This is a genomic window from Burkholderia sp. lig30 (assembly GCF_000687455.2).
In the GTDB taxonomy this organism is placed as follows: domain Bacteria; phylum Pseudomonadota; class Gammaproteobacteria; order Burkholderiales; family Burkholderiaceae; genus Burkholderia.
Genome location: NZ_JGVW01000104.1, coordinates 1 through 25,717, shown reverse-complemented (window position 1 = coordinate 25,717; position 25,717 = coordinate 1). Strand labels below are relative to the sequence as shown.

20 protein-coding genes are annotated in these 25,717 nt (G+C 69.7%); 7 read left to right on the top strand and 13 right to left on the bottom strand.

Annotated features, from left to right (window positions below):
* Nucleotides 1-70: 70 nt before the first annotated feature.
* The 6 genes from adhP to LIG30_RS21085 all read right to left on the bottom strand — a co-directional run bounded on the left by adhP (nucleotide 71) and on the right by LIG30_RS21085 (nucleotide 6,989).
* On the bottom strand, nucleotides 71-1,099 hold the full coding sequence (gene adhP, locus LIG30_RS21110; RefSeq protein WP_038715147.1) for an alcohol dehydrogenase AdhP: 1,029 nt from the start codon (nucleotides 1,097-1,099) through the stop codon (nucleotides 71-73).
* Between the two features lie 127 nt (nucleotides 1,100-1,226).
* Nucleotides 1,227-2,705 carry an MFS transporter gene (locus LIG30_RS21105; RefSeq protein ID WP_038715145.1) on the bottom strand — a complete coding sequence of 493 codons (1,479 nt, stop codon included), beginning with the start codon at nucleotides 2,703-2,705 and terminating at the stop codon, nucleotides 1,227-1,229.
* A 97-nt stretch (nucleotides 2,706-2,802) separates the two neighbouring features.
* Nucleotides 2,803-3,996 carry a CaiB/BaiF CoA transferase family protein gene (locus LIG30_RS21100; protein WP_038715143.1) on the bottom strand — a complete coding sequence of 398 codons (1,194 nt, stop codon included), beginning with the start codon at nucleotides 3,994-3,996 and terminating at the stop codon, nucleotides 2,803-2,805.
* Nucleotides 3,993-4,934: a hydroxymethylglutaryl-CoA lyase gene (locus LIG30_RS21095; protein WP_038715141.1), complete on the bottom strand. Its 942-nt coding sequence runs from the start codon at nucleotides 4,932-4,934 to the stop codon at nucleotides 3,993-3,995. Before LIG30_RS21095 ends, LIG30_RS21100 begins: the two co-directional genes overlap by 4 nt.
* Nucleotides 4,935-5,092: 158 nt before the next feature.
* Nucleotides 5,093-5,992 carry a LysR family transcriptional regulator gene (locus tag LIG30_RS21090; RefSeq protein ID WP_038715138.1) on the bottom strand — a complete coding sequence of 300 codons (900 nt, stop codon included), beginning with the start codon at nucleotides 5,990-5,992 and terminating at the stop codon, nucleotides 5,093-5,095.
* A 58-nt stretch (nucleotides 5,993-6,050) separates the two neighbouring features.
* Nucleotides 6,051-6,989: a 1-phosphofructokinase family hexose kinase gene (locus LIG30_RS21085; RefSeq protein WP_038715137.1), complete on the bottom strand. Its 939-nt coding sequence runs from the start codon at nucleotides 6,987-6,989 to the stop codon at nucleotides 6,051-6,053.
* 362 nt (nucleotides 6,990-7,351) lie between these two features.
* Here LIG30_RS21085 and LIG30_RS21080 point away from each other — a divergent pair, with 362 nt between their 5' ends.
* The gene (locus LIG30_RS21080) at nucleotides 7,352-9,145 is read left to right on the top strand and encodes an adenosylcobalamin-dependent ribonucleoside-diphosphate reductase (protein ID WP_038715176.1); all 1,794 of its coding nucleotides are present in this window, start codon (nucleotides 7,352-7,354) and stop codon (nucleotides 9,143-9,145) included.
* Between the two features lie 238 nt (nucleotides 9,146-9,383).
* Entirely contained in the window at nucleotides 9,384-10,787 is a 1,404-nt protein-coding gene (gene otsA / locus LIG30_RS21075) for an alpha,alpha-trehalose-phosphate synthase (UDP-forming) (RefSeq protein ID WP_038715136.1), read from the top strand.
* A 9-nt stretch (nucleotides 10,788-10,796) separates the two neighbouring features.
* Here otsA and LIG30_RS21070 read toward each other — a convergent pair whose 3' ends face one another.
* From LIG30_RS21070 to LIG30_RS21055, 4 genes are all read right to left on the bottom strand, one after another.
* On the bottom strand, nucleotides 10,797-11,264 hold the full coding sequence (locus LIG30_RS21070) for an OsmC family protein (protein WP_038715133.1): 468 nt from the start codon (nucleotides 11,262-11,264) through the stop codon (nucleotides 10,797-10,799).
* Nucleotides 11,265-11,415: 151 nt separating this feature from the next.
* Nucleotides 11,416-13,422 (bottom strand): ATP-dependent zinc metalloprotease FtsH, encoded by a 2,007-nt coding sequence (ftsH, locus tag LIG30_RS21065; protein WP_038715132.1) that lies wholly within the window; start codon nucleotides 13,420-13,422, stop codon nucleotides 11,416-11,418.
* 24 nt (nucleotides 13,423-13,446) lie between these two features.
* Nucleotides 13,447-13,956 (bottom strand): BCAM0308 family protein, encoded by a 510-nt coding sequence (locus LIG30_RS21060; protein WP_038715173.1) that lies wholly within the window; start codon nucleotides 13,954-13,956, stop codon nucleotides 13,447-13,449.
* A gap of 40 nt (nucleotides 13,957-13,996) precedes the next feature.
* Nucleotides 13,997-14,644 carry a BON domain-containing protein gene (locus LIG30_RS21055; protein WP_038715129.1) on the bottom strand — a complete coding sequence of 216 codons (648 nt, stop codon included), beginning with the start codon at nucleotides 14,642-14,644 and terminating at the stop codon, nucleotides 13,997-13,999.
* 412 nt (nucleotides 14,645-15,056) lie between these two features.
* Here LIG30_RS21055 and LIG30_RS21050 point away from each other — a divergent pair, with 412 nt between their 5' ends.
* Nucleotides 15,057-16,088: an Acg family FMN-binding oxidoreductase gene (locus LIG30_RS21050; protein WP_038715128.1), complete on the top strand. Its 1,032-nt coding sequence runs from the start codon at nucleotides 15,057-15,059 to the stop codon at nucleotides 16,086-16,088.
* Nucleotides 16,089-16,157: 69 nt separating this feature from the next.
* On the opposite strand, the gene LIG30_RS21045 is transcribed toward LIG30_RS21050, so the two are convergent.
* Nucleotides 16,158-16,607, bottom strand: coding sequence for a CBS domain-containing protein (locus LIG30_RS21045; RefSeq protein ID WP_038715127.1), 450 nt, complete (start codon nucleotides 16,605-16,607; stop codon nucleotides 16,158-16,160).
* Between the two features lie 253 nt (nucleotides 16,608-16,860).
* Between LIG30_RS21045 and LIG30_RS21040 the strand changes: the two genes are divergently transcribed.
* Together LIG30_RS21040 and LIG30_RS21035 are read left to right on the top strand one after the other, a co-directional pair.
* A complete protein-coding gene (locus LIG30_RS21040) occupies nucleotides 16,861-17,700 on the top strand; it encodes a polysaccharide deacetylase family protein (RefSeq protein WP_083494116.1) in 840 nt (279 codons plus the stop codon).
* A gap of 65 nt (nucleotides 17,701-17,765) precedes the next feature.
* On the top strand, nucleotides 17,766-18,968 hold the full coding sequence (locus LIG30_RS21035; protein ID WP_442856875.1) for a putative glycoside hydrolase: 1,203 nt from the start codon (nucleotides 17,766-17,768) through the stop codon (nucleotides 18,966-18,968).
* Between the two features lie 6 nt (nucleotides 18,969-18,974).
* Here the strand turns inward: LIG30_RS21035 and LIG30_RS21030 are convergent, their stop codons facing one another.
* The gene (locus LIG30_RS21030; RefSeq protein ID WP_038715124.1) at nucleotides 18,975-20,840 is read right to left on the bottom strand and encodes a phosphoenolpyruvate carboxykinase (GTP); all 1,866 of its coding nucleotides are present in this window, start codon (nucleotides 20,838-20,840) and stop codon (nucleotides 18,975-18,977) included.
* A 332-nt stretch (nucleotides 20,841-21,172) separates the two neighbouring features.
* The gene (locus LIG30_RS21025) at nucleotides 21,173-22,300 is read right to left on the bottom strand and encodes a 4-hydroxyphenylpyruvate dioxygenase family protein (RefSeq protein WP_038715123.1); all 1,128 of its coding nucleotides are present in this window, start codon (nucleotides 22,298-22,300) and stop codon (nucleotides 21,173-21,175) included.
* A 365-nt stretch (nucleotides 22,301-22,665) separates the two neighbouring features.
* Here LIG30_RS21025 and shiA point away from each other — a divergent pair, with 365 nt between their 5' ends.
* The gene (gene shiA, locus LIG30_RS21020; protein ID WP_038715121.1) at nucleotides 22,666-23,976 is read left to right on the top strand and encodes a shikimate transporter; all 1,311 of its coding nucleotides are present in this window, start codon (nucleotides 22,666-22,668) and stop codon (nucleotides 23,974-23,976) included.
* A 215-nt stretch (nucleotides 23,977-24,191) separates the two neighbouring features.
* Nucleotides 24,192-25,493 (top strand): UDP-N-acetylglucosamine 1-carboxyvinyltransferase, encoded by a 1,302-nt coding sequence (locus tag LIG30_RS21015; protein ID WP_038715120.1) that lies wholly within the window; start codon nucleotides 24,192-24,194, stop codon nucleotides 25,491-25,493.
* Nucleotides 25,494-25,717: the final 224 nt, after the last annotated feature.

The window sequence follows — 25,717 nt, the reverse complement described above, 5'->3', positions numbered from 1 at the left end:
TCCGGCCTTTCGGGCGGCGTTCGTTGCGGCGGGCGAATCGTCCCGTGTTCCCGGCGCGCGCCGCCGAGGCTCAGCCGATGTCGGTCAGCACCACGCGGCCCTCGACCTTGCCCGCGCGCAGCTTCGCGAACACGTCGTTGATGTTTTCCAGCCGGTCGCGGTGGATATGCGCGCGCACCAGCCCGTCCGCGGCGAAATCGAGCGATTCCTGCAGGTCGCGCCGGGTGCCGACGATCGAGCCGCGCACGGTGATGCCGTTCAGCACCGTCGAGAAGATCGGCAGCGGGAAATCGCCCGGCGGCAGGCCGTTCAGCGCGACCGTGCCGCCGCGCCGCACCATCCCGAGCGCCTGCGCGAACGCGCTGCGCGACACGGCGGTCACCAGCACGCCGTGCGCGCCGCCGATTTCTTTCTGGATCACCGCCGCCGGATCGTCCGTGGACGCGTCGATCGTCAGTTGCGCGCCGAGCTGTTTCGCGAGCGCGAGCTTGTCCGGCGACACGTCGATCGCCGCGACGTGCAGCCCCATCGCGCGCGCGTACTGCACGGCGACGTGGCCGAGCCCGCCGATCCCGGAAATCGCGATCCACTGGCCGGGGCGCGTGTCGGTCACGCGGATGCCCTTGTAGACCGTCACGCCCGCGCAGAGGATCGGCGCGATCTCGTCGAACGCGACCTGGTCCGGCAGATGGCCGACGTAATCGGGATCGGCGAGCACGTATTCCGCATAGCTGCCGTTGACCGAATAGCCGGTGTTCTGCTGGTCGTGACACAGGGTTTCCCAGCCGCTGTGGCAATACTCGCAGTGGCCGCACGCGGTGTACAGCCATGGCACGCCGACGCGGTCGCCTTCGCGAACGTGCTTCACGCCCGCGCCGACCGCCGCGACGAAGCCCACGCCCTCGTGCCCGGGGATGAACGGCAGCGTCGGCTTGACCGGCCAGTCGCCGTCGGCGGCGTGCAGGTCGGTGTGGCAGACGCCGGTGGCCTTGATGTTGACGAGGATCTGGCCCGGGCCGGGCGTCGGCACCGGCACTTCCTCGATGCGAAGGGGCTGCCCGAACGCATGCACGACCGCGGCTTTCATGAGTGGCTTCATTCGTCGCTCCTGTCAGGTTCGATGAACGGATCAGTATCCGTGCGCGAGGCGGGGCGGGATTGACGTGCGTCAACGCGAGCATGGCCTGCGCGGGTGCGGGGGCTGTAGCGAAATGCCGCGCTGCCCCTCAACGCGAAATATCCTCCAGCGCGACATCCCGCGTTCTCGGCCCGAGCAGCCCGATCGCGGCAATCACGATCACCATCGCCGCCGAGATGAACACGAACACCCCGCTCACGCCGAACTCGCGCAGGCACCACGCGATCACGAACGACGAGAACATCGCGCTCACGCGGCTCCACGAGTAGACGAAGCCGACCGCGCGCGCCCGGATGCTGGTCGGGAACAGCTCGGCCTGGTAGGCGTGATAGCTGTACGAAATGATGTTGCCGGCCAGCACGAGACAGACGCCGAGGCTCACGAGCAGCACGGTCTCGCGCGCCTGGCTGAACAGCAGCCCGCAGACGACGTTGAGCGCCGCCATTCCCATGATCACGGTCTTGCGCTCGAAGCGGTCGGCGATCAGCATGCCGACGAGTGGCCCGACCGGCGCGGCAATCGCGATGATCGACGCATACATCAGGCTCGTCGTCACGGTGATGCCCTGCTTGATGAGGAGCGTCGGCACCCAGTTCGCGAAGCCGTAATACCCGACCGTCTGGAAGACGTGAAAAATCACCAGCATCGCCACCCGCCGGCGGTAAGGCGGCACCAGCAGGTCGCGGAACGCGGCGCGCGGGCGCGCCGGCTCCGGCTCGGCGGGCAGCGGCAGCGGCCGCCCCGCTTCGCGCTCGATGCGCGCCTCGAGGCGTGCCATCACCGCCTCGGCTTCGTCGATCCGACCCTGCTGCGCGAGCCAGCGCGGGCTCTCCGGCAGGCGGCGCCGGATGAACCACACGCCGATCGCCGCCGCGACGCCGATCAGCACCACGCAGCGCCAGCCGTCGAGTCCGAACACCGTGCGCGGCACGAGCGCATACGACAGGAATGCGACAGCCGGCACCGCGCAGAAGCCGACCGCCTGCGAGCACGCGGACGCGCGTCCGCGGATGTGCTTCGGCACCAGTTCGGAGATGTAGGTGCCGATCGTGACGATCTCGACGCCGATCCCGATGCCGGCGATGAAGCGCCACAGATTCAGGCCGAACGCCGTGTCCTGGAACGCCATCACGATGTTGGCCGCCGTGTACCACAGCAGTGACCACGTGAAGATCGCGCGGCGGCCGAAGCGGTCCGCCAGAAAGCCGCAGCAGGCGGTGCCGATGAAGAGCCCCGCGAACAGCGCCGAGATGAAGCTCGCGACGCCGCTCGTGCCGAACAGGCCGTGGGTCGTCGCGCTCAAGATGCCGCTCCTGACCAGCCCCGGCGCGATGTAGCCGGAGAACATCAGGTCGTACAGCTCGAAGAACAGCCCGAGACTCAGCAGCATCACGAGCTGCCAGATCGTGCGTGTCGCGGGCAGCCGGTCGAGGCGCGCCGACAGGCGGGCCGCGGCGAGCCGCGTGTCGGCGGCATGCGGGTACGCGCCCGCCGGCAGGTCGTCGGGGACGCCGACCCCGCGGGCGGCGGCGGGATGGGCGGAAAAGATCACCTTGGACGATTTCATCGTCTGTCTCCGTGGTGTCCGGTCTGTTGCCGGTCGTATGTTGTTCAGGATACTGCCCGGGCGCGCGGCGCCCGATCGATGCGGAACGGGCGCGGCGTCATGCTGCCGGCGCCGTCGCGGGTGCGCCCAGCGATGCGATCTGCGCATCGCTGTAGCCCAGCTCGCGCAGCACCTCGGCCGTGTGCTCGCCGATTCGCGCGATCGGCCGCCGGGGCTGCAGCCGCCGGCCATCGAGCGAGAACGGCAGGAGCGGCATCGGCGTCTGCGAGCCGTCGTCGAGCGTCAGCGGCGCGAGCCCGCCGCTCTCGATCAGGTGCGGATCGTCGAACAGTTCCTCCGGCTTCGTGATCGACGCGAACGGGATATGGTGCCGCTCGAACAGCGGCGCGAGCGTCGCGCCCGCCTGCCCGCGCAGCGTATCGGCGAGCGTCGCGAGCAGCCTCGGGCGCGCGAGCACGCGGTCGTTGTTGGTCGCGAGCGCCGGATCGTCGAGCAGGTCGGCGCGACCGAGGATCGTGCAGAGCGCGCGCCATTGCGCGTCGCCCGTCGCCGCGATGAACATCTGCTCGCCGCTCGCCAGCTCGAACACGTCGTAGACCGCCCAGGCGCTGATGCGCTCGGGCATCGGCGCGGCGGCAACGCCGGTCGCCGCATACTGCTGCATGTGCTGCGCGGACAGCAGCACGCAGTTCTCGAACAGCGCGCTTTGTACGTCCTTGCCCCTGCCCGTCGTCTGCCGCTCGTACAGCGCCGCCAGCACGCCGATCGCGCCAAACATGCCGCCCATGATGTCGTTGACCGAGCTGCCGGCGCGCAGCGGGCGGCCGACCGGCCCAGTCATGTACGCGAGGCCGGCCATCATCTGCACGACTTCGTCGAGCGCGAGGCGATGCTGGTATGGGCCGTCGAGAAAGCCCTTGTGCGACACGTAGACGATGCGCGGATTGCGGCGGCTGACGCTCTCGTAGTCGAGGCCGAGCGATGCCATGCGGCCCGGCTTGAAGTTCTCGACGAAGACGTCCGCGCCGTCGACGAGGCGCTGCAGCGCGGCAAGCCCGTCGGGCGTGTCGACGTCGAGCGCGACGCTCTTCTTGTTGCGGTTGAAGGTGCGGAAGAAACCCGCGCCGGTGCCGAGCAGGCGGCGCGTGCTGTCGCCGCGCGGCGGCTCGACCTTGACGACGTCGGCGCCGAGGTCGCCGAGGATCATCCCGCAGGTCGGGCCCATCACCATGTGCGAAAGCTCGACGACGCGAATGCCGGCAAGCGGCAACGAGGAAGCGGAAGCAGTCATGCGTTCACCTGGTCGTTCGGTGTGTGGGCCGGCACGCCGGCGCGCGCGACGTAGCCGTACAGCGGTTCGCCGGGCAGCGCGTCGGCGAGGACGTCGCGCGACGCGACGAGGCCGGCCAGATCGATGCCGGTCGCATAGCCCATGCCGTGCAGCATGAAGACGAGATCCTCGGTGTTGACGTTGCCGGTCGCGCCAGGCGCGTGCGGACAGCCGCCGAGGCCGGCGAGCGATGCGTCGAATTCGCGGATGCCGTGTTGCAGCGCGATCACGGTGTTCGCGAGGCCGAGCCCGCGCGTGTCGTGGAAATGCAGTGAGCGCAGCCGTTCCCCGGCGAGCGCGCGCACGCGATCGATCACGTCGCCGACCTGGCGCGGCGTCGCGTGGCCGGTCGTGTCGCCGAGCGCGATCGCGTCGGCGCCGGCCGCGAGCGCGGCTTGCGCGATGCGCGCGACGTCGGCGAGCGGCACCGCGCCCTGCAGCGTGCAGCCGAATACCGTGGACAGCCCGGCGACCGTCTGCGCGCGACCGCGCGCCATCGCACAGATCGCGGCGAGGGTGTCGATCATCGCGTCGGGCGTCTTGCGGACGTTCGCGAGGCAGTGCGCGGCGCTGACCGACACCGGCACGATGAGCCGGTGCGCGCCGCACGCGAGCGCGCGCTCGGCACCCTTCTTGTTCGGCACCAGCGCGCTGACCTGCAGATCCGGATACGTCAGCGCGTGCGCGACGACGGCGTCGGCATCGGCCATCTGCGGCAGCAGTTTCGCCGGGACGAACGACGCCACTTCCATGTGGCGCACACCCGCGGCGTAGGCCGCGTCGATCCAGCGGCGCTTTGCGTCGGTCGCCATCGTGCGCGCGATGCTCTGCAGGCCGTCGCGCATGCCGACCTCGGTGATCGTGACCGGCTCGCCGGCCGGTCCGTCGCGTGAATCCATCGTGTCTACCCTGTCGTGTGAGGAACCTGGGCGTCAGCGTGCGGTGCCGCGCCGGCCGTGCACAGTCTGGATTCACGATGCAGTCCATCGCGTGGCGCGATGGCCGCGCCGCCGCGCCGCGCGGGGCGCGGCGGCAGGGTCGGGCAAACCTCTACGGGTTAATCGGGAGACGCGAGCAGATGGTCGAGGAGGCGCGCGGCGGGCAATGCGAGCGCTGCGCGATCGCGCATGCAGATCACGAAGCGGCGCTCGGCCCACGTCTCCTGCAGCGGCACGGCGGTCAGCGTGCCGGGGCCGCCGCCGCGCCGCTCGAGCGCCTCGCGCGGCAGCACCGCGATGCCGAGGCCCGCCTGGATGAACCGGTACGCGGCGTCGAAGGTCGACACGCAGGTGCGGTAGGCAAGCTCGCGGCCCTTCTCCGCCGCGATGCGCTGCATCAGCGCGTTGACGGACGCATTCGATGCCAGCCCGAGCTGGTCGTAATCGAGCGTCTCGACGAAGCTGACGGCGTCGCGCGACGCGAGCGGATGCCCGGCCGGCACGATCGCGGCGAGGTGGTCGGTACGGTACGGGACGACTTCGAGCGAACCGGTCGGGACGAAGCCCCGGCAGATGCCGAGATCGGCCTGCCCTTCCTCGACGCCGCGCACGATGTCCGCGCTGACGCGCTCGTCGAGGTCGACGCGGATCTGCGGATGCGCCTGCAGGAACGCGGCGAGTGCTTCAGGCAGGAATTCGACCATCGACGACACGTTCGCGAGCACCCGCACGTAGCCGCGCGCGCCCGCCGCATACTCGCTCAGCTCGGCCTGCAGGCGCTCATAGCCGCGCATGATCTGGCGCGCGTGCTGGAGGAGCGCCTCGCCCGCGGCAGTCGGGCGCACGCCACGCTGGCTGCGCGACAGCAACGCGACGTCGGCGAGCGCCTCGAGATCGGCAAGCCGCTTGCTGACGGCGGACGGCGCGATGAATTCGCGCTCGGCGGCGCGTGCGATCGAGCCCTCCTCGCAGACCGCGAGGAACAGCCGCAACGTCACTTGATCGATTTGCCAGGTCATGCGGGGGGCGCGGTGGGCAATGAAGGTGGCCTAGCATACGACAGGATTGCGGGGCCAGTTACCCCTGCGCTTCGCCGTTCATCTCCGCATGAATGCGCTCGACGTCCTGCGGCGCGCACAGTCCGGTCCCCGCGCTCAGCACGGCCGCGGCCGACGCGGCGAGCGCATAGCGGCACGCGTCATCGAGGTGCGCGCCGCGCGCGAGCGCCCAGACCATCCCGCCGACGAAGCTGTCGCCTGCGCCGATCGCGCTGCGCACCGCAACGCGCCGGCCGGCGAGCCGCAGCGTGGCGTCGCGCGTGACCACGCACGCGCCTTGCGCACCGAGCGTCAGCGCGACGATTTCCGCCTGGCCCGCCGCGACCAGCGCCGCGGCGGCCTGCTGGGCGGCGTCTTCGTCGAGCGGCCGGCCCGCCAGCGCCGACAGCTCGCCGAGGCTCGGCTTGACGAGGTAGACGCCGGCGTCGAGCGCCGCGCGCAGCGCGGGCCCCGACGTGTCGACGATCACCCGGCTGCCGCGCGCGTGCGCGGCGCGCGCGAGCTGTGCGTACAGGTCGGCCGGCGCACCGGGCGGCAGGCTGCCGCTCAGCACGACGTAGCGCGGCGGCGTGCCGTCCCGCTCCAGGTACGCGGCAAAGCGCCGCCATTCGGCCTCGCTCAGCGACGGCCCGGGCAGCACGAAGCGGAATTCGTGCCCGGTCGAGGTTTCGTGCACGGAGAAGTTCTCGCGGGTCTCGCCGGCGATCTCGACGCATTCGGCGGGCAGGCCCTCGGCCGCGAGCAAAGCGGTCAGCATGCGGCCGGTCAGGCCGCCCGCCGCGTGCACGGCGACGCAATCGCCGCCGAGCCGGTGGATGACGCGCGCGACGTTGATGCCGCCGCCCCCGGGGTCGCGGCGGGCGGGCGCGCAACGCAGCTTGTGGGTATCGACCACGTGCTCCACGGAGGTGGCGACGTCGACGGCAGGATTCAGTGTGAGTGTGACGATGTCCGGCATGGAAAAACGAAAGATACGGGGACGCGGCGCGTCCGCTCAAATGCTGATGTAGCCCTGGAACGTCCACGGCAGGCGCCGCATGGATCGTGATGTCCCGGAAAAACCGCACGCTGCGCTTGTCGCCTGTCTGGCCGGCGCCCGTCAGCGGCTGAGCGGGATCATACCGTGCGGGCAGCGTCTCGGTCAGATCACGGCGCCTCGACGAGACCGAGGGTGCCATGCGCGGCGCCGGGCCGATTGACGGGGATCAACCGACGCGCGGCGCGCGGTGCGCGACGAACCGCGGCCCGGTTGCGTTCGATCAAGATCGTCGCCCGCGCGCTTCGTACAGTGGACAGCAGGGCTTGAACAAGGGTGCCGTCATGGACGAACAGCCGTTGTGTGCCGCCGTGCTCGCCGACCGCTATGCGCTGCCGGGCGAGACGTTGCGCGTGCAGATCTTCCGGCGCGTCGCGAAGGCGCTGTCGCTCGCGGAGCCGATGGCGACGCGCGCGCAGGTGGAACAGCTGTTCTGCCGGAACATGCAGCGCGGCGCGATTGGCGCGGGGCGCATCATGGCGAATGCCGGCTCGCCCGCCGACGGCACGATGGTGAACTGCTTCGTGCATCCGGTCGCCGCCGACGGCGCGACCTCGTACGACGACGTGCAGGCCGCGCTCGCCCGCGCGCTCGACGAAGCCCGCATCACGCTGCTGATGGGCGGCGGCGTCGGCTACGATTTCTCCACGCTGCCGCCGGCCGCGAGCTACGAACGCCATTGCACCGACGTGCCGGGCGTGTGCGCGGCGATCGATCGCTTCGACGCGATGTGCCGCACGCTGCCGTTCGCCGGGCCGCGCCGGGGCGCGCAAATGGCGGTGTTGCGCTGCGATCACCCCGACGTGCTCGGGTTCGTCGAGGCCAAGCACGGGCGGCGCCGCTGGCCGACCTTCAACATATCGGTCGCCGCGACCGACGCGTTCATGGAAGCGGTCGCGCAGAACCTGCCGTGGACGCTGCGGCATCGCGCCCCGCCCGCTTTGCCCGGCCCTTCGCAAGCCGCGCTGCCGGACGGCAGCTGGGCGTATGCGACGCTGCCGGCGCGCACGCTCTGGCATGCGATCGTCAACGAGGCGCGCGACAGTTCGGAGCCGGGCCTGCTGTTCCTCGACACGATCAATACGGTGAATCCGCTGCGCCAGCGCGAGCGCATCGGCGCGACGAATCCCTGCGGCGAGCAGCCGTTGCCGCCGTATGGAAGCTGCGTGCTCGGGCCGATCGACCTGTCCCGGCTGGTGCGCCATCCGTTCGGCATCGACGGCGAGCCGCGCTTCGATTTCGCGACGCTCGCCGATGCCGTGCGCGTGCAGGTGCGCCTGCTCGACAACGTGCTGGACCTGACCGCGTGGCCGCTCGCCGCCCATGCGCGCGAGGCGCACGACAAGCGGCGCATCGGCGTCGGCGTGACGGGGCTGGCCGACGCGCTGACGATGCTGCGGGTGCGTTACGACAGCCCTGCCGCGCGCGCGCTCGCCCGCGAGATCGCGTTGACGATGCGCCAGCACGCGTATGCGGCATCGGCGGAGCTTGCCGCCGAGCGCGGCGCGTTTCCCGCGTTCGATCCCGACGATTACCTGGGCGCGCCGGCGTACGGCGTGCCGCTGCCCGCGCAGGTGCGCGAGGCGATCGCCCGCCACGGCCTGCGCAACAGCCACCTGCTGTCGTTCGCGCCCGCGGGCAGCGTGAGCCTCGCGTTCGGCGACAACTGCTCGAACGGCATCGAGCCCGCTTACGACTGGGTGCAGCGCCGCAACGTCCGCACCGGCGACAACCGCGTGCACGCGTTCCGGGTGGAAAATCATGCGTACCGGCTGTTCCGGCAACTGCACGGCGAGCACGCGCCGTTGCCCGGCTATTTTGCGAAAGCGTCCGACGTCGCGCCCGCCGACCATGTCGCGATGCTCGCGGCGCTGCAGCCGTGCGTCGACGCCGCGATTTCGAAGACCGTGACCGTCGACCGGCGCTGCTCGCTCGCGCAGGTCGACGCGCTGTTTTTCGCCGCATGGCGCGAGCGGCTGAAGGGCATCACGATCTTTCGTCCCGATCCGGCGCTCGATTCGGTCGTCGTGGGCGATGCGTCCGGGCAGGCGGAGACGCTGTCCTGCGTCGCGTGCTGAACGCGCTCGCGTGACGCGGTCTCGCGCCGCCGGCGCGGTGACGCGCTGCGGCACGGGCGGTTCGCCGGGCCGCGCGGGCCGGCCGAACTTTTAAAACCGACGATCGCCGAGTATCCTGAAAAACACCCTCGATCGCGCGCCGGGCCGAGCGCCTGCGCGCGGTGCGATCGGGACGGTTTCGGGCCGCATGCCGCGCGTGCGGTGACCGCACCACCCCCAATATGCGCCAGGAGGACGGGTGAGCCGCCTCGTCGTCGTCTCGAATCGCATCGCCGATCCGCGCAAGGCAGCCGCCGGCGGTCTCGCCGTGGCGGTCCGGGACAGCCTGCAGCAGACGGGCGGCGTGTGGTTCGGCTGGAGCGGCAAGCTGGCCGGCGACGAAGACGACGGCGCGAAGCGCGGCGGCGAGGTGCAGATCCAGACGGCCGGCGGGATCCAGCTCGCGACGATCGATCTCGATGCCAAGGACTACGACGCATACTATCTCGGCTATTCGAACAAGGTCCTGTGGCCGGTGTTTCACTACCGGCTCGACCTCGCGCAATTCGACCGGCGCTTCGCGGACGGCTATCGTCGCGTCAACCGGCTGTTCGCGCGCAAGCTGCGCCCGCTGCTCGAGCCAGGCGACATCGTGTGGGTGCACGACTACCAGCTCATTCCGCTTGCCGCCGAACTGCGTGCGATGGGCTGGACCGATCCGGTCGGATTCTTCCTGCACATCCCGATGCCGCCGTCGCCGATCATGACCGCGATCCCGCAGCACGAATGGCTGATGCGCTCGCTGTTCGCGTACGACCTCGTCGGTTTTCAGACAGAGGCGGACTTGCGGCACTTCGAGCGCTACGTCGCGTCGGAAGCCGGCGCCGTCCGGTTGCCGGACGGGCGGCTGCAGGCGTTCGGCCGCACGTTGTCGGCGGGCGCGTTCCCGATCGGCATCGACGTCGACGAATTCGCGGCGCTCGCACGCAATCGCGACGGGATCGACATGTTCGAGCACATGCGCGACGAGTATTCGCGCCGCCAGCTGCTCGTCGGCGTCGACCGGCTCGACTACACGAAGGGCCTGCCGCAGCGCATGCAGGCGTTCCGCCAGCTGCTGGAGGACTATCCGGAGAATCGCAACCGCGCGACGCTGATCCAGATCGCCGCGCCGAGCCGCGAGGGGCTCGGCGCCTACGATGACCTGCGGCGCGAGATGGACAGCCTGTGCGGCGCGATCAACGGCGAATACGGCGAACTGGAGTGGATGCCGATCCGCTACATCCACCGGACGATCGCGCGCACGCGGCTGCCGGGCCTGTACCGGGCCAGCCGCGTTGCCCTCGTCACGCCGCTGCGCGACGGGATGAATCTCGTCGCAAAGGAATTCCTCGCCGCGCAGGACGAAAGCGATCCCGGCGTGCTCGTGCTGTCGCGCTTCGCGGGCGCGGCGGAACAACTGAAGGAGGCGCTGCTGGTCAACCCGTACGACACGCAGGGCACCGCGCAGGCCATCCAGCGCGCGCTGACGATGCCGCTCGACGAGCGGCGGCAACGCCACGCGGCGTTGCTGGCGACCTTGCGCCGATACGACGTGCGCTGGTGGCGCACCCGCTTTCTCGATGCGCTCGCCGACGCGACGCACGCCCCGGCCCAGCAGTGACGCGGGGGATCAGAACCCGGTCTCGACGTCCTCGAGCACCGCGCCGTTCACGTCGCACACGTCGACCGAGATCGGGATGCCGGCCCGCACGCTTTGCGTGACGACGCAAAACGCCTCGAACTGTTCGAGCGCGCGCGACGCGCGCAGCAGATCCGCCCACGGCTTGCCGACACCCAGTTCGACCGCCATCGAGCCGACGCGCACGCGCCCCGACTCGTCGCGCACCATCGAGACGTCGATATGCGCGGTCACCGGATGCGGATCGTTGTGGTATTTCTCCAGCGCGAACAGCAGGCTGGCCGCGAGGCAGTTCGCGACCGACGCGGCGAGCAGCCGGATCGGGTTCGGCCCGCGCCCCTGGCCGAGCGGCGGCGGCTCGTCGGTCAGCACGGGCGGCAGGTCGGTGCCGGAAAACCTGGCCTGGAAGCGGAAGCGTTCGAGTTGCGCGACATCGACCGACACACGCTCTTCGCTCATGAATGAAAACTCCGTCTGAAAGAATGGGGAAAACAGGAAAGGGAAAATACGGCGCGACGCCGCGCCGGTAGACGGAAGATTGTCCGCGGGAGCGGCGACGCGCGCAATCGGCATTTTCCGGGCTTGCCCCGGCCTGCGGGCGCCGCGACCGTCATCGGCCGTCGTGGCGGCTGTCGGCGCTGTACGTCATGCACGCATGCGTGTCGGCGGCGGCGTTGCCCGGCCCGCCCGGGGCCGCGGGCTGACCCGCCGGCTCGACGGGCGGTGCATCCGGCGCCGACGCGGCCGGCTCGGCGGGCGGAGCATCCGGCGCTGACGCGGCCGGCTCGATCAGCGCCTGCAGCGCGTCATGATCGATCACCTCGCATTGCAGCAGGCGCTGCGCGATGCGTTCGAGCGCGTCGCGCCGCTGGCTGAGCGTCGCCGCGACCCGCGCATGCGCGTCGGCGAGCAGCGCCCTGACCTCTTCGTCGATCAGCTGCACCGTATGCTCGCTGCAGCGCGACTCGCCCGGATTCCAGCCGCCGGGCGCGCCGGGCGGCTGCGTGCTTTCGTCGAAGGTCGCAAGACCGAGCGCTTCGCTCATCCCGTACTGCGCGACCATATGCCGCGCCATCGCGGTCGCCCGTTCGAGATCGTTCTGCGCGCCCGTCGACACGTCGCCGAACACCAGCTCCTCCGCGACGCGTCCGCCGAGCAGCGCGTCGAGGCGGTCGAGCAGCTCGCTCTTGCGCAGCACGTAGCGGTCCTCGGTCGGCACCTGCTGCGTATAGCCGAGCGCGGCGACGCCGCGCGGGATGATCGAGACTTTCTTCACCGGATCGCAATGCGCGCGGCTTTGCGCGACGAGCGCATGGCCGGCCTCGTGATAGGCGATCGTCACTTTCTCCTGCTCGTTCATCACGCGGCTCTTGCGCTCCATGCCGGTCATCGCGCGGTCGATCGCCTCGTCGAAGTCGGCCATGTCGATGGCCGCCTTGCCCAGCTCGGCCGCATGCAGCGCGGCTTCGTTGACGACGTTCGCGAGATCCGCGCCGACGAAACCCGGGGTGCGCGACGCCAGCTCGGCGAGATCGACGTCCGGCGCCAGCTTCACGCGTTTCACGTGGACCGACAGGATCTGCTTGCGGCCGACCAGGTCGGGGCGATCGATCGCGATGTGGCGGTCGAAGCGCCCGGGCCGCAGCAGCGCCGGATCGAGAATTTCCGGCCGGTTGGTCGCGGCCATGATGATCACGCTGGAATTCGCCTGGAAGCCGTCCATCTCGACGAGCAGCTGATTGAGGGTCTGCTCGCGCTCGTCGTTGCCTGACATCACCCCGGCACCGCGCACCTTGCCGAGCGCGTCCAGCTCGTCGATGAAGACGATGCACGGCGCCTTCTGCTGCGCCTGCTCGAACAGGTCGCGCACGCGCGCGGCGCCGACGCCGACGAACATCTCGACGAACGCCGAGCCGCTGATCGAGAAAAACGGCACTTCCGCCTCGCCGGCCACCGCGCGCGCGAGCAGCGTCTTGCCGGTGCCGGGCGCGCCGACGATCAGCACGCCTTTCGGGATCTTGCCGCCGAGCCGCTGATACTTCTCCGGGTTGCGCAGGAACGCGACGATCTGCTGGAGTTCGGCCTTCGCCTCGTCGATGCCCGCGATGTCATCGAACGTGATGCCGGTTTCCTTCTGCACGTAGACGCGGGCCTGGCTCTTGCCGATCCCGCTGAAATCCTGCAGCCCGCCGCGCCGCCGCAGCATCAGGTTCCAGATGAACACGAAGCCCACCAGCGGCAGCACCCACGACGCGAGCGTCGCGAGCCAGCTGGTGTCCGGCGCGCCACGGTAGCGGATGCCGGCCGCGGTCAGGCGCTCGGCGAGGCGGTCGTCGGGCACCCGGTTGGTCGTGAAGTGCCACGGCGCCCCCGCCTCCTTGACGGCCGCCGCGTCGGAAGCCTGCAGCGCCGCGCCCGCCTGCGGCATCCGCAGCGTGCCCGCGATCGACGTCTGGCCGATCTCCAGATCGTCGACGAGGCCGGTCGCGACGAGGCGATTGAAGTCGCTGTAGGCGATCGGCGTCGTCGGCGTGTGGATCATCAGCAGCTGCACCGCGAACAGGATTGCAAAGCCGATCGCGATCAGCAGGCCGGTGTAGTCGAATTTCTTGTCCATGGGCACGGGGTCGGTATCGCGCGGCTACGCGCCGGCGCGCGTCCATTCGCCGCGCAGCACGCCCTCGCCGTCCGGGAAATGCAGCGTCAGCTCGCCGTGATGGGCGCGCAGCATCGCCTTGCCGAGCCGGCGCAGCAGATGCACGCCGGTCGTGCGCACCGTCACTTCCGAGTCGCCGTCGTCGATCTCCATGATGCGCTCGAGCGGATGCTGCTTGCTCTCGTCGCCCGCCTGATGGTTCAGCAGCGCGAGGATGTCCGCGCGATGGCCGTTCAGGTAGCCGCCGCGCAGCACCAGTTCGCCGGCCGGCGCGTGATCCTGCGTGCGCTTGCAGGCCGGGCATTGCAGCTGTTTCGCGTCGCCCGGCGCCGCGCGCCAGGTCCAGCGCCCGTCCTCGTACGTCGCGCCGCAACTCCCGCAATGCGTCGCGGCCTTGAGCCGCTTCGGCGCGTGATAGCTGTCGTCGGTGTGCGCCTGCGGTTGCATGTCGCGCCGCAGCCCCTGCCGGGCCTGATTCTGATTCGAGTGGTTCATCATCGCCTCGTTTCGTCAAATGAATGGAACGCGCCGCCGTTCATGCGACCGTCAGCCGGTCGATGACCTCGCGCACGCCCTTGACCGACCACGCCGCGCCGCATGCGGCACGTTTTTCCGCGAGCGAATCGACGGTACCCGTCAGCGTCACCACGCCGTCCGTCGCTTCGACCGAGATCGCCGACGATTCGCGTTGCGCGCGCCGCGCCAGCGCGGCCGCGATCTGCGCGCCGACGTCGGCGGCCGTCTGCTGCACGCTCACCGTGATGCGATTGGTGACGCCGACCACGCCGGCCATCTGGCTCACCAGCGCCTCGGCCGCGTGCCGCTGGTAGCCCCAGTCAACCACGCCGTCGAGCGTCACGCAACCGTGCTCGACCTCGACGCGAATCGTCTGATCCTGCAGCCCTTCCTGCCACCTGAGCGCGGTGACGACTGCGGCCGCCAGGTCCTGATCGGCGCGCATGCCGGGCGACGCGGCGACGGTCAGTTCCAGCACCAGCGCGCGGATGCCCGCGACGCGCTGCGCCGCCTTCTGCGCGGCGAATTTCTGCGCCCAGCTCGACACCGCGCCGTGCAGCGTGACGATGCGGTCGCGCACCGCGACCGCGATCTGGCGCGCGTCGACGGTCGGATCCCAGAACAGCTCTTCCTCGACATCCTGCTTCAGCGCTGCGTCGGATTTCATCGCGGACTCCCTCGGATCGCGGGGCAAAGGCGCGCGTCCGCCACCCCCGTCCCGCGATATATCCAGCATCGCGCACCGACAGGCGTGCAAATTGACGAGGATCAAGTGCGCCCCGCGTGAGCGCGGTCGCGCACGTGTGCGACCGCGGGAAGACGGCCGGACCGGGGGCGAACGGGCCCGCGACGCACGCGCCGACCGTCCCCGGCGCTTGACGCAGATCAAGCCGCCGGGGCGGCGAATGTATCGAATTGAATGAAGCGGCGGCGCGGCGAGCGGGCCGGCGCCCGGCTGCATGGCGACGGAGCGCGGCCGGTCGTGCGCGTGCGCGCCGTCTTCTCGACGCGGCGGCCTGGTCGCCTGCCGGGCGGCACCATTCCGGCGCGTGCCGCGCCGGCTCAGAGGAGCATCCGAGATGGATCACACCACGCATTCCTCCGCACGCGACCTCGAGGCGCGCCGTTTCGATCCGTCGGCGAGCGTCGAGGACAACCTGTGCTGCGCGCTGAAATACACGGTGCTCGCGCCGTCGAGCCACAACACCCAGCCGTGGCGCTTCCTGCTCGACGACGACACCGTGCTGGTCTGCGCGGACCGCCTGCGCGCGCTGCCGGTCGTCGATCCGTTCGACCGCGAGCTGATCATCAGCTGCGGCGCGGCGCTGCTGAACCTGCGCGTCGCGTTGAGTCACTTCGGGATGGGCTACACGATCGGGACGTTCCCGTCGGATGTCGATCCGGATCTGATCGCGCGCGTGCGGATCGTGCAGGACGGTTTTCGCGATCCGCGCCTCGGCGCGCTGTTTGCGGCGATCCCCGATCGCGTGACGACGCGCGAGCCGTTCGGCGACGATCCGCTGCCGGACGCGCTGCTGCAGCGGATCGTCGACGCGGCGGCGACCGAAGGCGCGCAGGCCGTCTGCGTGACGTCGGTCGCCGAGCGCGCGCTGATCGCGGACCTGATCGCCGAGGCCGACCGGATGCAGTTCGCCGACCCGCGCTTCCGGCGCGAGCTGGCGAGCTGGATTCATCCGCGCCGTCGCGACGATGGCATGCCCGCCTACGGCGCGCGGGTGTCCGGGCTGCTCGATTTCGCGACGCCGGTGGTCGCGTCGGTGATCCGGACCTTCGACGTCGGCGGCGGGATGGCGGCCGTGCACCAGCGGCTCGTCGAGGGATCGCCGGTGCTGATCGGCATCGGCACCGAAAGCGATGACCGCGACGCGTGGCTCGCGGCCGGCCAGGCGCTCGAGCGGGTGCTGCTCACGGCGGCCGACACGGGCTACACCGCGTCGTATCTGAATCAGCCGATCGAGGTCGACGCGCTGCGCCTGCGGCTGCGCACGCTGCTGCGGATGACCGGCGAGCCGCAATTGCTGATTCGCGTCGGGCGCGGCCCGGCGGTGCCGCATGCGCCGCGCCGGCCGCTGCGCGACGTGATTTCCTGAACACGGCGCCAGCGCGGCGGGCGGTGCGGGCCGCCTGCCGCCTGCTGGCGGACGCCGGTCGCCACGCGATCACGCGCGACGCTTTTCCTCGAAATGCACCTGCCGGCCGGTGACGAGCCACAGCTCGGACATCAGGCCCGACGCGGCGGACAGGATGTCGTCGATCGAGATCAGCCCGACCAGGCGCCCCTCGGTGTCGGCGACAGGCATCCGCCGCACGCCGTGCAGCCGCATGTGCTGCGCAAGGCGCCATGGATCGTCGGCGTCCTGCGCGACGACCGCGGGCGCGGACATGATGTCCGACACGAACAGGTTCGACGGGTCGACTTCCTTCGCGACCACCGACAGCACGATGTCGCGATCCGTGACGAGGCCGACCGGCCGCACGACGCCCGACGCGTCGTCGATGACGACCAGATCGCCGACGTGACGATCGCGCATCAGCCGTGCCGCCTCGACGACCGAGGTGGTCATCCGGCAGGTCACGACGTCCCGAGTGCACAGGCTCCCTGCATTCACGATGGTTCTCCGTTGGGCGAGTGACGGCGGCCTGCGTGACGCAGACCGCGATGGCAAGTCCTCAGCGTAGTGGCCTGTCGGGCCGTGTGCTTGACACACGTCAAGCACACGCGGCTCCGGTGAAACCTGGCCCTATCGCGCCCCATGCGCGACGCGGCCCGGCGGCCGGCTGGAACGCTTGATGCAGGTCAAGCACGATCCCGCGCATTTCGCATCGAATGGCGGGAAATAACCGGAACAACAAGTGCATCATATGATCGAACACCGCACCAGCTGGCGCGGACTGGCCGGGTGGCTGTGCGCCGGATGGATCGCGAGCGCCACCCCGCTGTCGTCCGCGGCGGCCCCTCCCGCGACGCAGCAGGCCGCGATTCTCGCCTATCACCGCTTTTCCGCATCCGGCGTGCCGGACGAGATGACGGTGCAGGCCGCCACCTTCGAAGCCCATCTCGCGTTCCTGCGCGCGCACGGCTACCGGATCGTGCCGCTGCGCGACATCGTCGCGTGGCTGCGCGATCCGTCCGCGCCGCTGCCGGACAAGGCGGTCGCGCTGACCGTCGACGACGGCCACAGCTCCGTCTACGACGTGATGCGGCCGATCGTGCTGCGCGAGCGGATTCCGGTCACGCTGTTCGTCTATCCGTCCGCGATCTCGAATGCATCGTATGCGATGACGTGGGCGCAGTTGCGCGAATTGCACGAGACCGGCTGGTTCGACGTGCAATCGCACACCTGGTGGCACCCCAATTTCCATATCGAGCGGCGCAAGCAGGCGCCCGACGCGTTCCGCGAATTCGCGCTCACGCAGTTCCGTCATTCGCGCGAGCGGATCGCCGCGGAACTCGGCGGGCCGGTCGACCTGATCGCGTGGCCGTTCGGGCTTCACGACCCGGAACTCGAAGCGCTCGCGGCGCAAGCCGGCTACACCGCCGCGTTCACGCTCGACGCGCGTCAGGCGCGGCGTGGCGATGCGCTGCTCGCGCTGCCGCGCTTCCTGATGGTCGATGCGTGCTCGTCCGCGTGCCTCGCGCGCCTGCTCGGCGAGCGCGCACACGCCGTGGCGGGCGTGTCGCCTCGCGAGGCGAAACCATGACGGCACTCGGGCGCGTGGTGACGGCCGGCATGACCGCACTCGCGCTGGGGCTGGGATGGGGCCTGATGGCGACGGCGCACGCCGACGTGCGCGGCGTGGTGATCGACGCGAACAGCGGCACGCCGGTCGCCCGCGCGATCGTCACGGTCGATCGCGCGGTGCTGCGCGCCGACGAGCACGGCGGGTTCGTCGCGCCGGGCAACCATGCGGCGGTCGCAGTGCGCGCACCCGGATATCTGCGCGCGTCCGTGCCGGCGACCGGCGGCGATCCGCTGCGGATTGCGCTCGTGCCGTTCCGGCCGCACGCGGTCTACCTGTCCGTGTTCGGCATCACGAGCCCGGTGCTGCGCGATGCCGCCGTCAAGCTGAAGGCGACCCGTTCGATCAACGCGCTCGTCATCGACACCAAAGGCGATCGCGGCATCACGCCCTACCCGAGCGCCGCGCGCGCGCCGCTCGCGAAGATCGCGGGCGCGGTGCCCGCGTCGCCGAAACTGCCTCATTTCGACGCGCTGGTCGCGGATCTGCATCGGCAGGGTTTTTACCTGATCGCCCGGATCGTCGTGTTCAAGGACGACCCGCTCGTGGCCGCGCACCCGGAATGGGCCGTGCGCGACGCGAGCGGCGGGATCTGGCGCGATCGCGAAGGGTTGCGCTGGATCGATCCGTTCAAGCGCGACGCATGGCTGCACAACCTCGACGTGGCCGAGGAGGCTGCGCGGCTCGGCTTCGACGAAATCCAGTTCGACTACGTGCGTTTTCCGGATGCGTCCGGGGTGCGGTTCAGCGAGCCGAGCACGCGCGAGAGCCGTACGTCGGCGATCGTGGGCTTCCTGCATGCGGCCCGCGCGCGGCTCGCGCCGTACAACGTGTTCGTCGCCGCGGACATCTTCGGATACGTCTGCTGGAATCTCAACGACACGTCGATCGGCCAGCAGATCGAGCTGTTGGGCGATCCGCTCGACTACATCTCGCCGATGCTGTATCCGTCAGGCTTTACGTGGGGGCTGCCGGGCTGTACCCGGCCGACGTCGGACCCGGGGCAGATCGTGCGCCGCTCGCTGACCGAGGCGATCGCGCGCACGCGGCTCGACCCGGTGCGCTTCCGGCCGTGGCTGCAGGCGTTTCGCGACTATGCATTCGATCATCATGCGTTCGGCGCCGCCGAGATTCGCGCGCAGACGGACGCGGCGGAGGCGGTCGGCACCGACGGCTGGATGCTGTGGAATGCGCAGAACCGCTACGATCCTGACGATTTGCCGCGCTGAGCGCCGTCACTCGCCGAGGCGGTGCCTGATTTTCGTCATCGTCTCGACGAGCGCGGCCGGCAAGCGCAGTTTCAGCATGTCGAACAACTGCGCGTGCAGCGCCAGCTCGTCGTGCCATGCGGCCGGGTCCATCGACATCACCGTGTCGAACTGCGCGCGCGTGAAGTCGAGCCCGTCCCAGTGCAGGTCGTCATAGGCCGGCGACACGCCGAACGCGTTGTCGTGACCGCCGCCGTGCCCTTCGATACGATCCACCATCCATTTCAGCACGCGCATGTTCTCGCCGAAGCCCGGCCAGACGAACTTGCCTTCCGCGTCCTTGCGGAACCAGTTCACGCAGTAGATCTTCGGCACGCGCGCGCCGCCCGCGGCGAGCTTCTCGCCCATCGACAGCCAATGGCCGAAATGGTCGCTCATGTTGTAGCCGCAGAACGGCAGCATCGCGAACGGATCGCGCCGTACGACGCCCTGCTGGCCGGCGGCCGCGGCCGTCGTTTCCGAGCCCATCGTCGCCGCCATGTAGACGCCCTCGACCCAGTCGCGCGCTTCCGTCACGAGCGGCACCGTCGTCGAGCGCCGGCCGCCGAAAATGAACGCGTCGATCGGCACGCCCGCGGGATTCTCCCAGTCAGGGTCGATCGACGGGCACTGCGACGCGGGCGCGGTGAAGCGCGAATTCGGGTGCGCGGCCTTGCGGCCGGTGGCCTGGCCGATTTCCGGCGTCCACGCGTTGCCCTGCCAGTCGCGCAGGCGCGCGGGCGGCGTGTCGGTCAGCCCTTCCCACCAGACGTCGCCGTCCTCCGTCAGCGCGACGTTCGTGAAGATCACGTTCTCCGTCAGCGTCGCGAGCGCGTTCGGGTTGGTCTTCTCGCTCGTGCCGGGCGCGACGCCGAAGTAGCCGGCCTCCGGGTTGATCGCATAGAGCCGCCCGTCGTGCCCCGGCTTGAGCCACGCGATGTCGTCGCCGATCGTCGTGACCTTCCAGCCGTCGAAGCCCTTCGGCGGAATCAGCATCGCGAAGTTGGTCTTGCCGCACGCGGACGGAAACGCGGCCGCGACGTGATATTTCCTGCCCTGCGGGGAGGTCACGCCGAGGATCAGCATGTGCTCGGCGAGCCAGCCCTGGTCGCGGCCCATCGTCGATGCGATGCGCAGCGCGAAGCACTTCTTGCCGAGCAGCGCATTGCCGCCGTAGCCGGAGCCGAAGCTCCAGATCTCGCGCGTTTCCGGGAAATGGACGATGTACTTGAGCGGGTTGCACGGCCATCGCGCATCCTGCTGCCCCGGCGCGAGCGGATGGCCGACGCTGTGCACGCACGGCACGAACGGGCCGTCGGTGCCGAGCGCTTCCAGCACGTCGCGGCCCATGCGGGTCATGATCCGCATGTTCACGACGACATACGGGCTATCGGACAATTCCACGCCGATGTGCGCGATCGGCGAGCCGATCGGGCCCATCGAGAACGGCACGACGTACAGCGTGCGGCCGCGCATCGCGCCGCGGAACAGGCCGTCGAGCGTCGCGCGCATCTCGTCGGGCGCGACCCAGTTGTTGGTCGGGCCGGCGTCGTCGCGCGACGCGCTGCAGATGAACGTGCGGTCTTCGACGCGCGCGACGTCGGACGGATCGGACAGCGCCAGATACGAGTTGGGGCGCTTGGCCGGATCGAGGCGCACCAGCGTGCCCTGATCGACCATCGCGGCGCACAGCGCGTCGTATTCGGCTTGCGAGCCGTCGCACCACACGACGCGATCGGGCTCGGTCAGCCCGGCGATGCGCGCCACCCATTCGATCAGCCGCGCATGCCTGACGTACGCGGGCGGCGTGCTGTGCATGCCGGGGGACGGCTCGGCCATCGTGTTTCGCTGCATGGGGTGTCTCCAGATTATCGGGCGGGAATCGGGGGGACGGGCATGGCCCGCGGGGCGGCGCAGGCGTGCGGGAAACCGGCGTGACAGATGCGCACGCGCAGGACGGAGCGCGCGTGCCGGCCGCGTATCGCGGCCGTGAAGCGGGCTTGAGGAACGGACGTCTCGTCTGGATGCGCGAACGCAAGTTTCGCCATGCATGCAACCTGCCATACGACTACATGCGGGCCAGCATACCATCGCATGTGATGCAATGGCGATCAGGGGAATACCGCAACTGGATGCCGCCCCGGACGGCGAACACACCCGTTGAATTCGCCGCCGGAGCGGATTTTTCAACCCGCCTGCCGCGCCCGCGCGAGCGCGCCGAGATTGCCTTCCCCAAACCCGTGATGCCCGCTGCGCTGGACGATCTCGAAGAAGATTTCGCCCGGCCGCCGCTTGACGAAGGTCTGGAAGAACAGCTTCGGCACGCCGTCGGCGCCAATCTCGCCGTCGACCAGCACCGCGTGACGGCACAGCGCGTCCAGATCGAGGCCGTGGCCGGGCAGCCGCTCGTCGACCTCGTCGTAATAGCGCGCGGGCGGCTCGATGAACTCGACGCCGTTCGCGCGCAGCGCATCGATGCACGACAGGATGTCGTCGGTCGCGAGCGCGATGTGCTGGACCCCTTCGCCCGGATGGTCGGGCAGGTACGCGTGCATCAGCTCCGTGCGCCGCGTGCCCTCCTCATACACCGGAATCCGCACCGCGCCGCACGGCGACACCATCACGCGCGATTCCTCGGACACATGCCAGTGCGCGTCGATCTCGTGAATCTCGCGGAAATGCAGCAGATCGCGATAGAAGTCGAGCCATTCCTGCATGCGCCCGGCGCCGACCGTCTGCGTGAAATGATCGACCACCTGCAGGCCGGTGCCGGCGTTTTCCAGATCGGTGTGCGCGGTGGCGATGTCGATCGGCCGGAAGTCGATGTCGAAAATCGAGATGTCGCCGACGCCGCCGCGCTGGCCGTCCCGTCCGCGCCACCGGTCGACGAAATAGATGTGCGAGTCGCCGATGCCCTGGATCGCCGGAATCCGCAATTCGCCGACGCCGACCCGCTCGCCCTCGAACGCCCACGCGCCCAGCGTCAGCGCCCGCTCGAACGCGCGCCGCGCGTTGTTCACGCGAATGCCGATCGCGCACACGCCCATTCCGTATTCCTCCGCATAACGCGCGGCGAACGAATCCGGCTCCGCATTGATCAGGAAATTCATCTGGCCTTGCCGGTACAGCGTGACGTCCTTGCTGACGTGCCGCGCGATCGCCTTGAAGCCCAACTGCGCGAAACGCTGCGCAAGCGCCTCGGGCACCGGCGCCGCGAATTCGACGAACTCCAGCCCGGCCATCCCGAGCGGATTGGCGGACGGATCGCCGACGGCGGGCGTGTCGCTGGACAGTGAAGGAGGATTGCCGAGCATTTCATTCTCCGGGGCAAGCAGGATCGATAACGTGCGCGCCGCGCGGCTCGCCCGGTCTGGCCGGCGCACGCCTGGCCAGCTGCCGGATCGCGCCGCGCGACCCTGTTCAATTTCGCCAATTTTAACCAAACCGTTCATGTCGGCCCACCCGCCGAACGGACGGCATCAGGCCTCCTGCCTAGTGCAAACCCCGAATTCGTTCGGTGATCGCACGAACTTGGACGATCATCGCACGTTTGCCGCGAGCGGGCGATTGCCGGCAACGGACGTGCGCCCTATTCTCCAGTCACCCAACCGTTCTTCAATACCGCATGACAAGCGGCGCCGCCACGACGATACGAAGCGCCGCGTCAGGAGACACCAGCATGACCCCAGCCATTGATACCCTCGACGCGGTCGCCACCAACCGCGCGCGCAGTCAGGCCCGCAAGGCCGCGATCGGCAGCTTTGTCGGCGCCGTTGTCGATTGGTACGACTTCCTGCTTTACGGCATCGTCGCCGCGCTCGTGTTCAATTCGGAGTTCTTTCCGAAAGTCAGCCCGACGATGGGTACGCTCGCGGCCTTCGCGACGTTCGGCGTCGGCTTCCTGTTCCGCCCGCTCGGCGGCGTCGTGTTCGGCCACTACGGCGACCGGCTCGGGCGCAAGCGGATGCTCGTCCTGACCGTGATGCTGATGGGCGTGTCGACCGTCGCGATCGGCCTGCTGCCGGGCTTCGCGACGATCGGCTGGTGGGCGCCCGTGCTGCTCGTCGCGCTGCGCGCGCTGCAAGGCTTCGCGGTCGGCGGCGAATGGGGCGGCGCGGCGCTGATGGCCGTCGAAAGCGCGCCGCAGAAGAAAAAGGCGTTCTACAGCAGCGGCGTGCAGGTCGGCTACGGCGTCGGCCTCGTGCTCGCGACCGGCATCGTGTCGATCCTGAACCACACGCTCGGCGAGGCGGCGTTCAAGGCATGGGCATGGCGCCTGCCGTTCGTGTTCAGCATCGTGCTGGTGCTGATCGGCCTGTGGGTCCGCAAGAGCATGGACGAGTCGCAGGAATTCGTCGAGAAGGTCGAGCACGGCCACCGCAAGCTGCGCCTGCCGGTGCTCGAGGCGCTGACGCGCCATCCGAAGGCGTTCCTGCTGATCGTCGCGCTGCGTCTCGCCGAACTGTTCTCGATGTACATCGTCACCGCGTTCGCGCTCAGCTATTCGACCGCCAACCTCGGGATGTCGCGCGACCTGTTCCTGAACATCGGCCTGCTGGTCGGCGCGGTGAGCTGCGTGACGATCCCGTGCTTCGCGTGGCTCGCCGACCGTTTCGGCCTGCGCCGCATCTACCTGATCGGCGCGCTGATCGGCCTCGCGTCCGCCGTGCCGTTCTTCGTCGCGCTGGAAGCCCGTTCGATCGCATGGATCGTGATCTTCTCGATGCTGCTCGCGAACGTCGCGCACGACATGGTCGTCAGCGTCCAGCAGCCGCTCTTCACCGAGCTGTTCGGCGCGGAATACCGGTACAGCGGCGCAGGCGTCGGCTACCAGTTCGCGAGCGTGGTCGGCGGCGGCTTCACGCCGTTCATCGCGGTGGCGCTCGTCAGCTTCGCCGGCGGTTCGTGGCATGCGGTCGCCGGGTATCTCGCGGCCGGCTGCCTGATCTCGCTGATCGTCGCGGCGCGGATGCGGCCCGCGCAGCACTGATGCACCGCGCGGGCGTCGCCGCCATCCCGGCCGCGATGCCCGCCCCCCGCGCCGGGCCGCACGCCCGGCGCGGCGCCCCGTTCGGTCGCGGCATCATGCAAAAAAACGTCATGACGCCCGCGATCTTCCCCCCCGCCGGACCCGCACTTTTTCCTCGCGCCCCCGACCGATGGCATCATATGGGCCTACGTCAGTCAACGATACGCCCCCATATCATGTCGAACCTCATCGTCCACGGCGGCACGCCGCTGCGTGGCGACATCAAGCCGTCCGCCAACAAGAACGCCGTCCTGCCGATCCTGTGCGCCACCCTGCTGACCGACCAGCCGCTGCGGCTCGTCGGCGTGCCGGACATCACCGACGTGCGCAAGATCCTCGAAATCTTCCGCACGCTCGGCAGCGACGTGTCGGTCGATTACGCGACCGGCGTCCTCGACCTGCACCACCGCGCGACCACGTTCGATCCGGCCGTCCACCGGCTGCCCGAGGCGATGCGCTCGTCGATCATGCTGATTCCGCCGCTGCTCGCGCGTTTCGGCGTGGCCCGCCTCGAAAACGATGTGAAAGGCTGCACGCTCGGCGTGCGCGAGATCGATCCGCACGTCGAGGTGTTCGAGCGTTTCGGCGCGCACATCGCGCGCACGCCCGACTCGCTGATCGTCCGCGCGGACGGCGCGCTGAAGGCAAACGATCACTGGCTCGATTACGCGTCGGTGACCACCACCGAGAACTTCGTGCTGTGCGCGACCGCCGCCGGCGGCACGTCGACGCTGATGAACGCCGCGTCCGAGCCGCACGTGCAGGAGTTCTGCCAGTTCCTCGCGATGCTCGGCGTCGCGATCGACGGGATCGGCACGTCGCGGATCAGCGTCACCGGCGGGCGCCGGCTCGGCGGCGGCGAATTCCGCTTCGCCGAGGATTTCCACGAGATCGCGACGTTTCTCGCGCTCGGCGCGATCACGGGCGGCGACATCGTCGTCAGGAATTCCGCGCCCGAGCAGTTTCCGCTGATCGACCGCACATTCGCGAAGTTCGGCGTCCACGTCACGCATCGCGATGGCTGGTCGCGCGCCGAGCGCGACGGCCCGCTGCGCGTGCGGCGGCCGTTTACGCAGAACATCCTGACCAAGGTCGAGGCCGCGCCGTGGCCGTACCTGCCGGTCGATCTGCTGCCGATCTTCATCGCGCTCGGCGTGCAGGCCGAAGGCAGCGCGATGTTCTGGAACAAGGTCTACGACGGCGCGCTGGGCTGGTCGGGCGAGCTGTCGAAATTCGGCGCGCACGTGCTGCTTTCCGATCCGCACCGGCTCATCACGTTCGGCGGGCTGAAACTGTCGCCCGCGCGCGTCGAAAGCCCGTACATCATCCGCGTCGCGATCGCGCTGCTGATGGTCGCGGCGAGCATCGAAGGCCGCTCGGAGATCATGAACGCGCTGCCGATCCGCCGCGCGCATCCGCGGTTCGTCGAGAACCTGCGCTCGGTCGGCGCGAATGTGGAGTGGACGAGCAGCGAGTGAGGGGGCGGGATGCAGTGAACCCTGCGTGTTGCGGTGGCCGCCCGGCCACGCGCGGCACGCGGGCCGGACGGCAGAGATCTGCCGTCAGAGGTTCGCCCGGGCGCGCCGGTCGATCGCCCGATCACTCCAGCTCCATCCGTTTGTCGATCACGACGAGCCTCACCGGATCGGTCTTCTTCCACTGCGACTTCGGGATCACCAGTTGCCACTCGGCGTTCGCCTGA

What these genes read in the sequence shown, in the direction of transcription:
- adhP (WP_038715147.1), bottom strand. Translation starts at nt 1,099, where the DNA reads ATGAAGCCACTCATGAAAGCCGCGGTCGTGCATGCGTTCGGGCAGCCC.
- LIG30_RS21105 (WP_038715145.1), bottom strand. Translation starts at nt 2,705, where the DNA reads ATGAAATCGTCCAAGGTGATCTTTTCCGCCCATCCCGCCGCCGCCCGC.
- LIG30_RS21100 (WP_038715143.1), bottom strand. Translation starts at nt 3,996, where the DNA reads ATGACTGCTTCCGCTTCCTCGTTGCCGCTTGCCGGCATTCGCGTCGTC.
- LIG30_RS21095 (WP_038715141.1), bottom strand. Translation starts at nt 4,934, where the DNA reads ATGGATTCACGCGACGGACCGGCCGGCGAGCCGGTCACGATCACCGAG.
- LIG30_RS21090 (WP_038715138.1), bottom strand. Translation starts at nt 5,992, where the DNA reads ATGACCTGGCAAATCGATCAAGTGACGTTGCGGCTGTTCCTCGCGGTC.
- LIG30_RS21085 (WP_038715137.1), bottom strand. Translation starts at nt 6,989, where the DNA reads ATGCCGGACATCGTCACACTCACACTGAATCCTGCCGTCGACGTCGCC.
- LIG30_RS21080 (WP_038715176.1), top strand. Translation starts at nt 7,352, where the DNA reads ATGGACGAACAGCCGTTGTGTGCCGCCGTGCTCGCCGACCGCTATGCG.
- LIG30_RS21070 (WP_038715133.1), bottom strand. Translation starts at nt 11,264, where the DNA reads ATGAGCGAAGAGCGTGTGTCGGTCGATGTCGCGCAACTCGAACGCTTC.
- ftsH (WP_038715132.1), bottom strand. Translation starts at nt 13,422, where the DNA reads ATGGACAAGAAATTCGACTACACCGGCCTGCTGATCGCGATCGGCTTT.
- LIG30_RS21060 (WP_038715173.1), bottom strand. Translation starts at nt 13,956, where the DNA reads ATGAACCACTCGAATCAGAATCAGGCCCGGCAGGGGCTGCGGCGCGAC.
- LIG30_RS21055 (WP_038715129.1), bottom strand. Translation starts at nt 14,644, where the DNA reads ATGAAATCCGACGCAGCGCTGAAGCAGGATGTCGAGGAAGAGCTGTTC.
- LIG30_RS21050 (WP_038715128.1), top strand. Translation starts at nt 15,057, where the DNA reads ATGGATCACACCACGCATTCCTCCGCACGCGACCTCGAGGCGCGCCGT.
- LIG30_RS21040 (WP_083494116.1), top strand. Translation starts at nt 16,861, where the DNA reads ATGATCGAACACCGCACCAGCTGGCGCGGACTGGCCGGGTGGCTGTGC.
- LIG30_RS21035 (WP_442856875.1), top strand. Translation starts at nt 17,766, where the DNA reads ATGGCGACGGCGCACGCCGACGTGCGCGGCGTGGTGATCGACGCGAAC.
- LIG30_RS21030 (WP_038715124.1), bottom strand. Translation starts at nt 20,840, where the DNA reads ATGCAGCGAAACACGATGGCCGAGCCGTCCCCCGGCATGCACAGCACG.
- LIG30_RS21025 (WP_038715123.1), bottom strand. Translation starts at nt 22,300, where the DNA reads ATGCTCGGCAATCCTCCTTCACTGTCCAGCGACACGCCCGCCGTCGGC.
- shiA (WP_038715121.1), top strand. Translation starts at nt 22,666, where the DNA reads ATGACCCCAGCCATTGATACCCTCGACGCGGTCGCCACCAACCGCGCG.
- LIG30_RS21015 (WP_038715120.1), top strand. Translation starts at nt 24,192, where the DNA reads ATGTCGAACCTCATCGTCCACGGCGGCACGCCGCTGCGTGGCGACATC.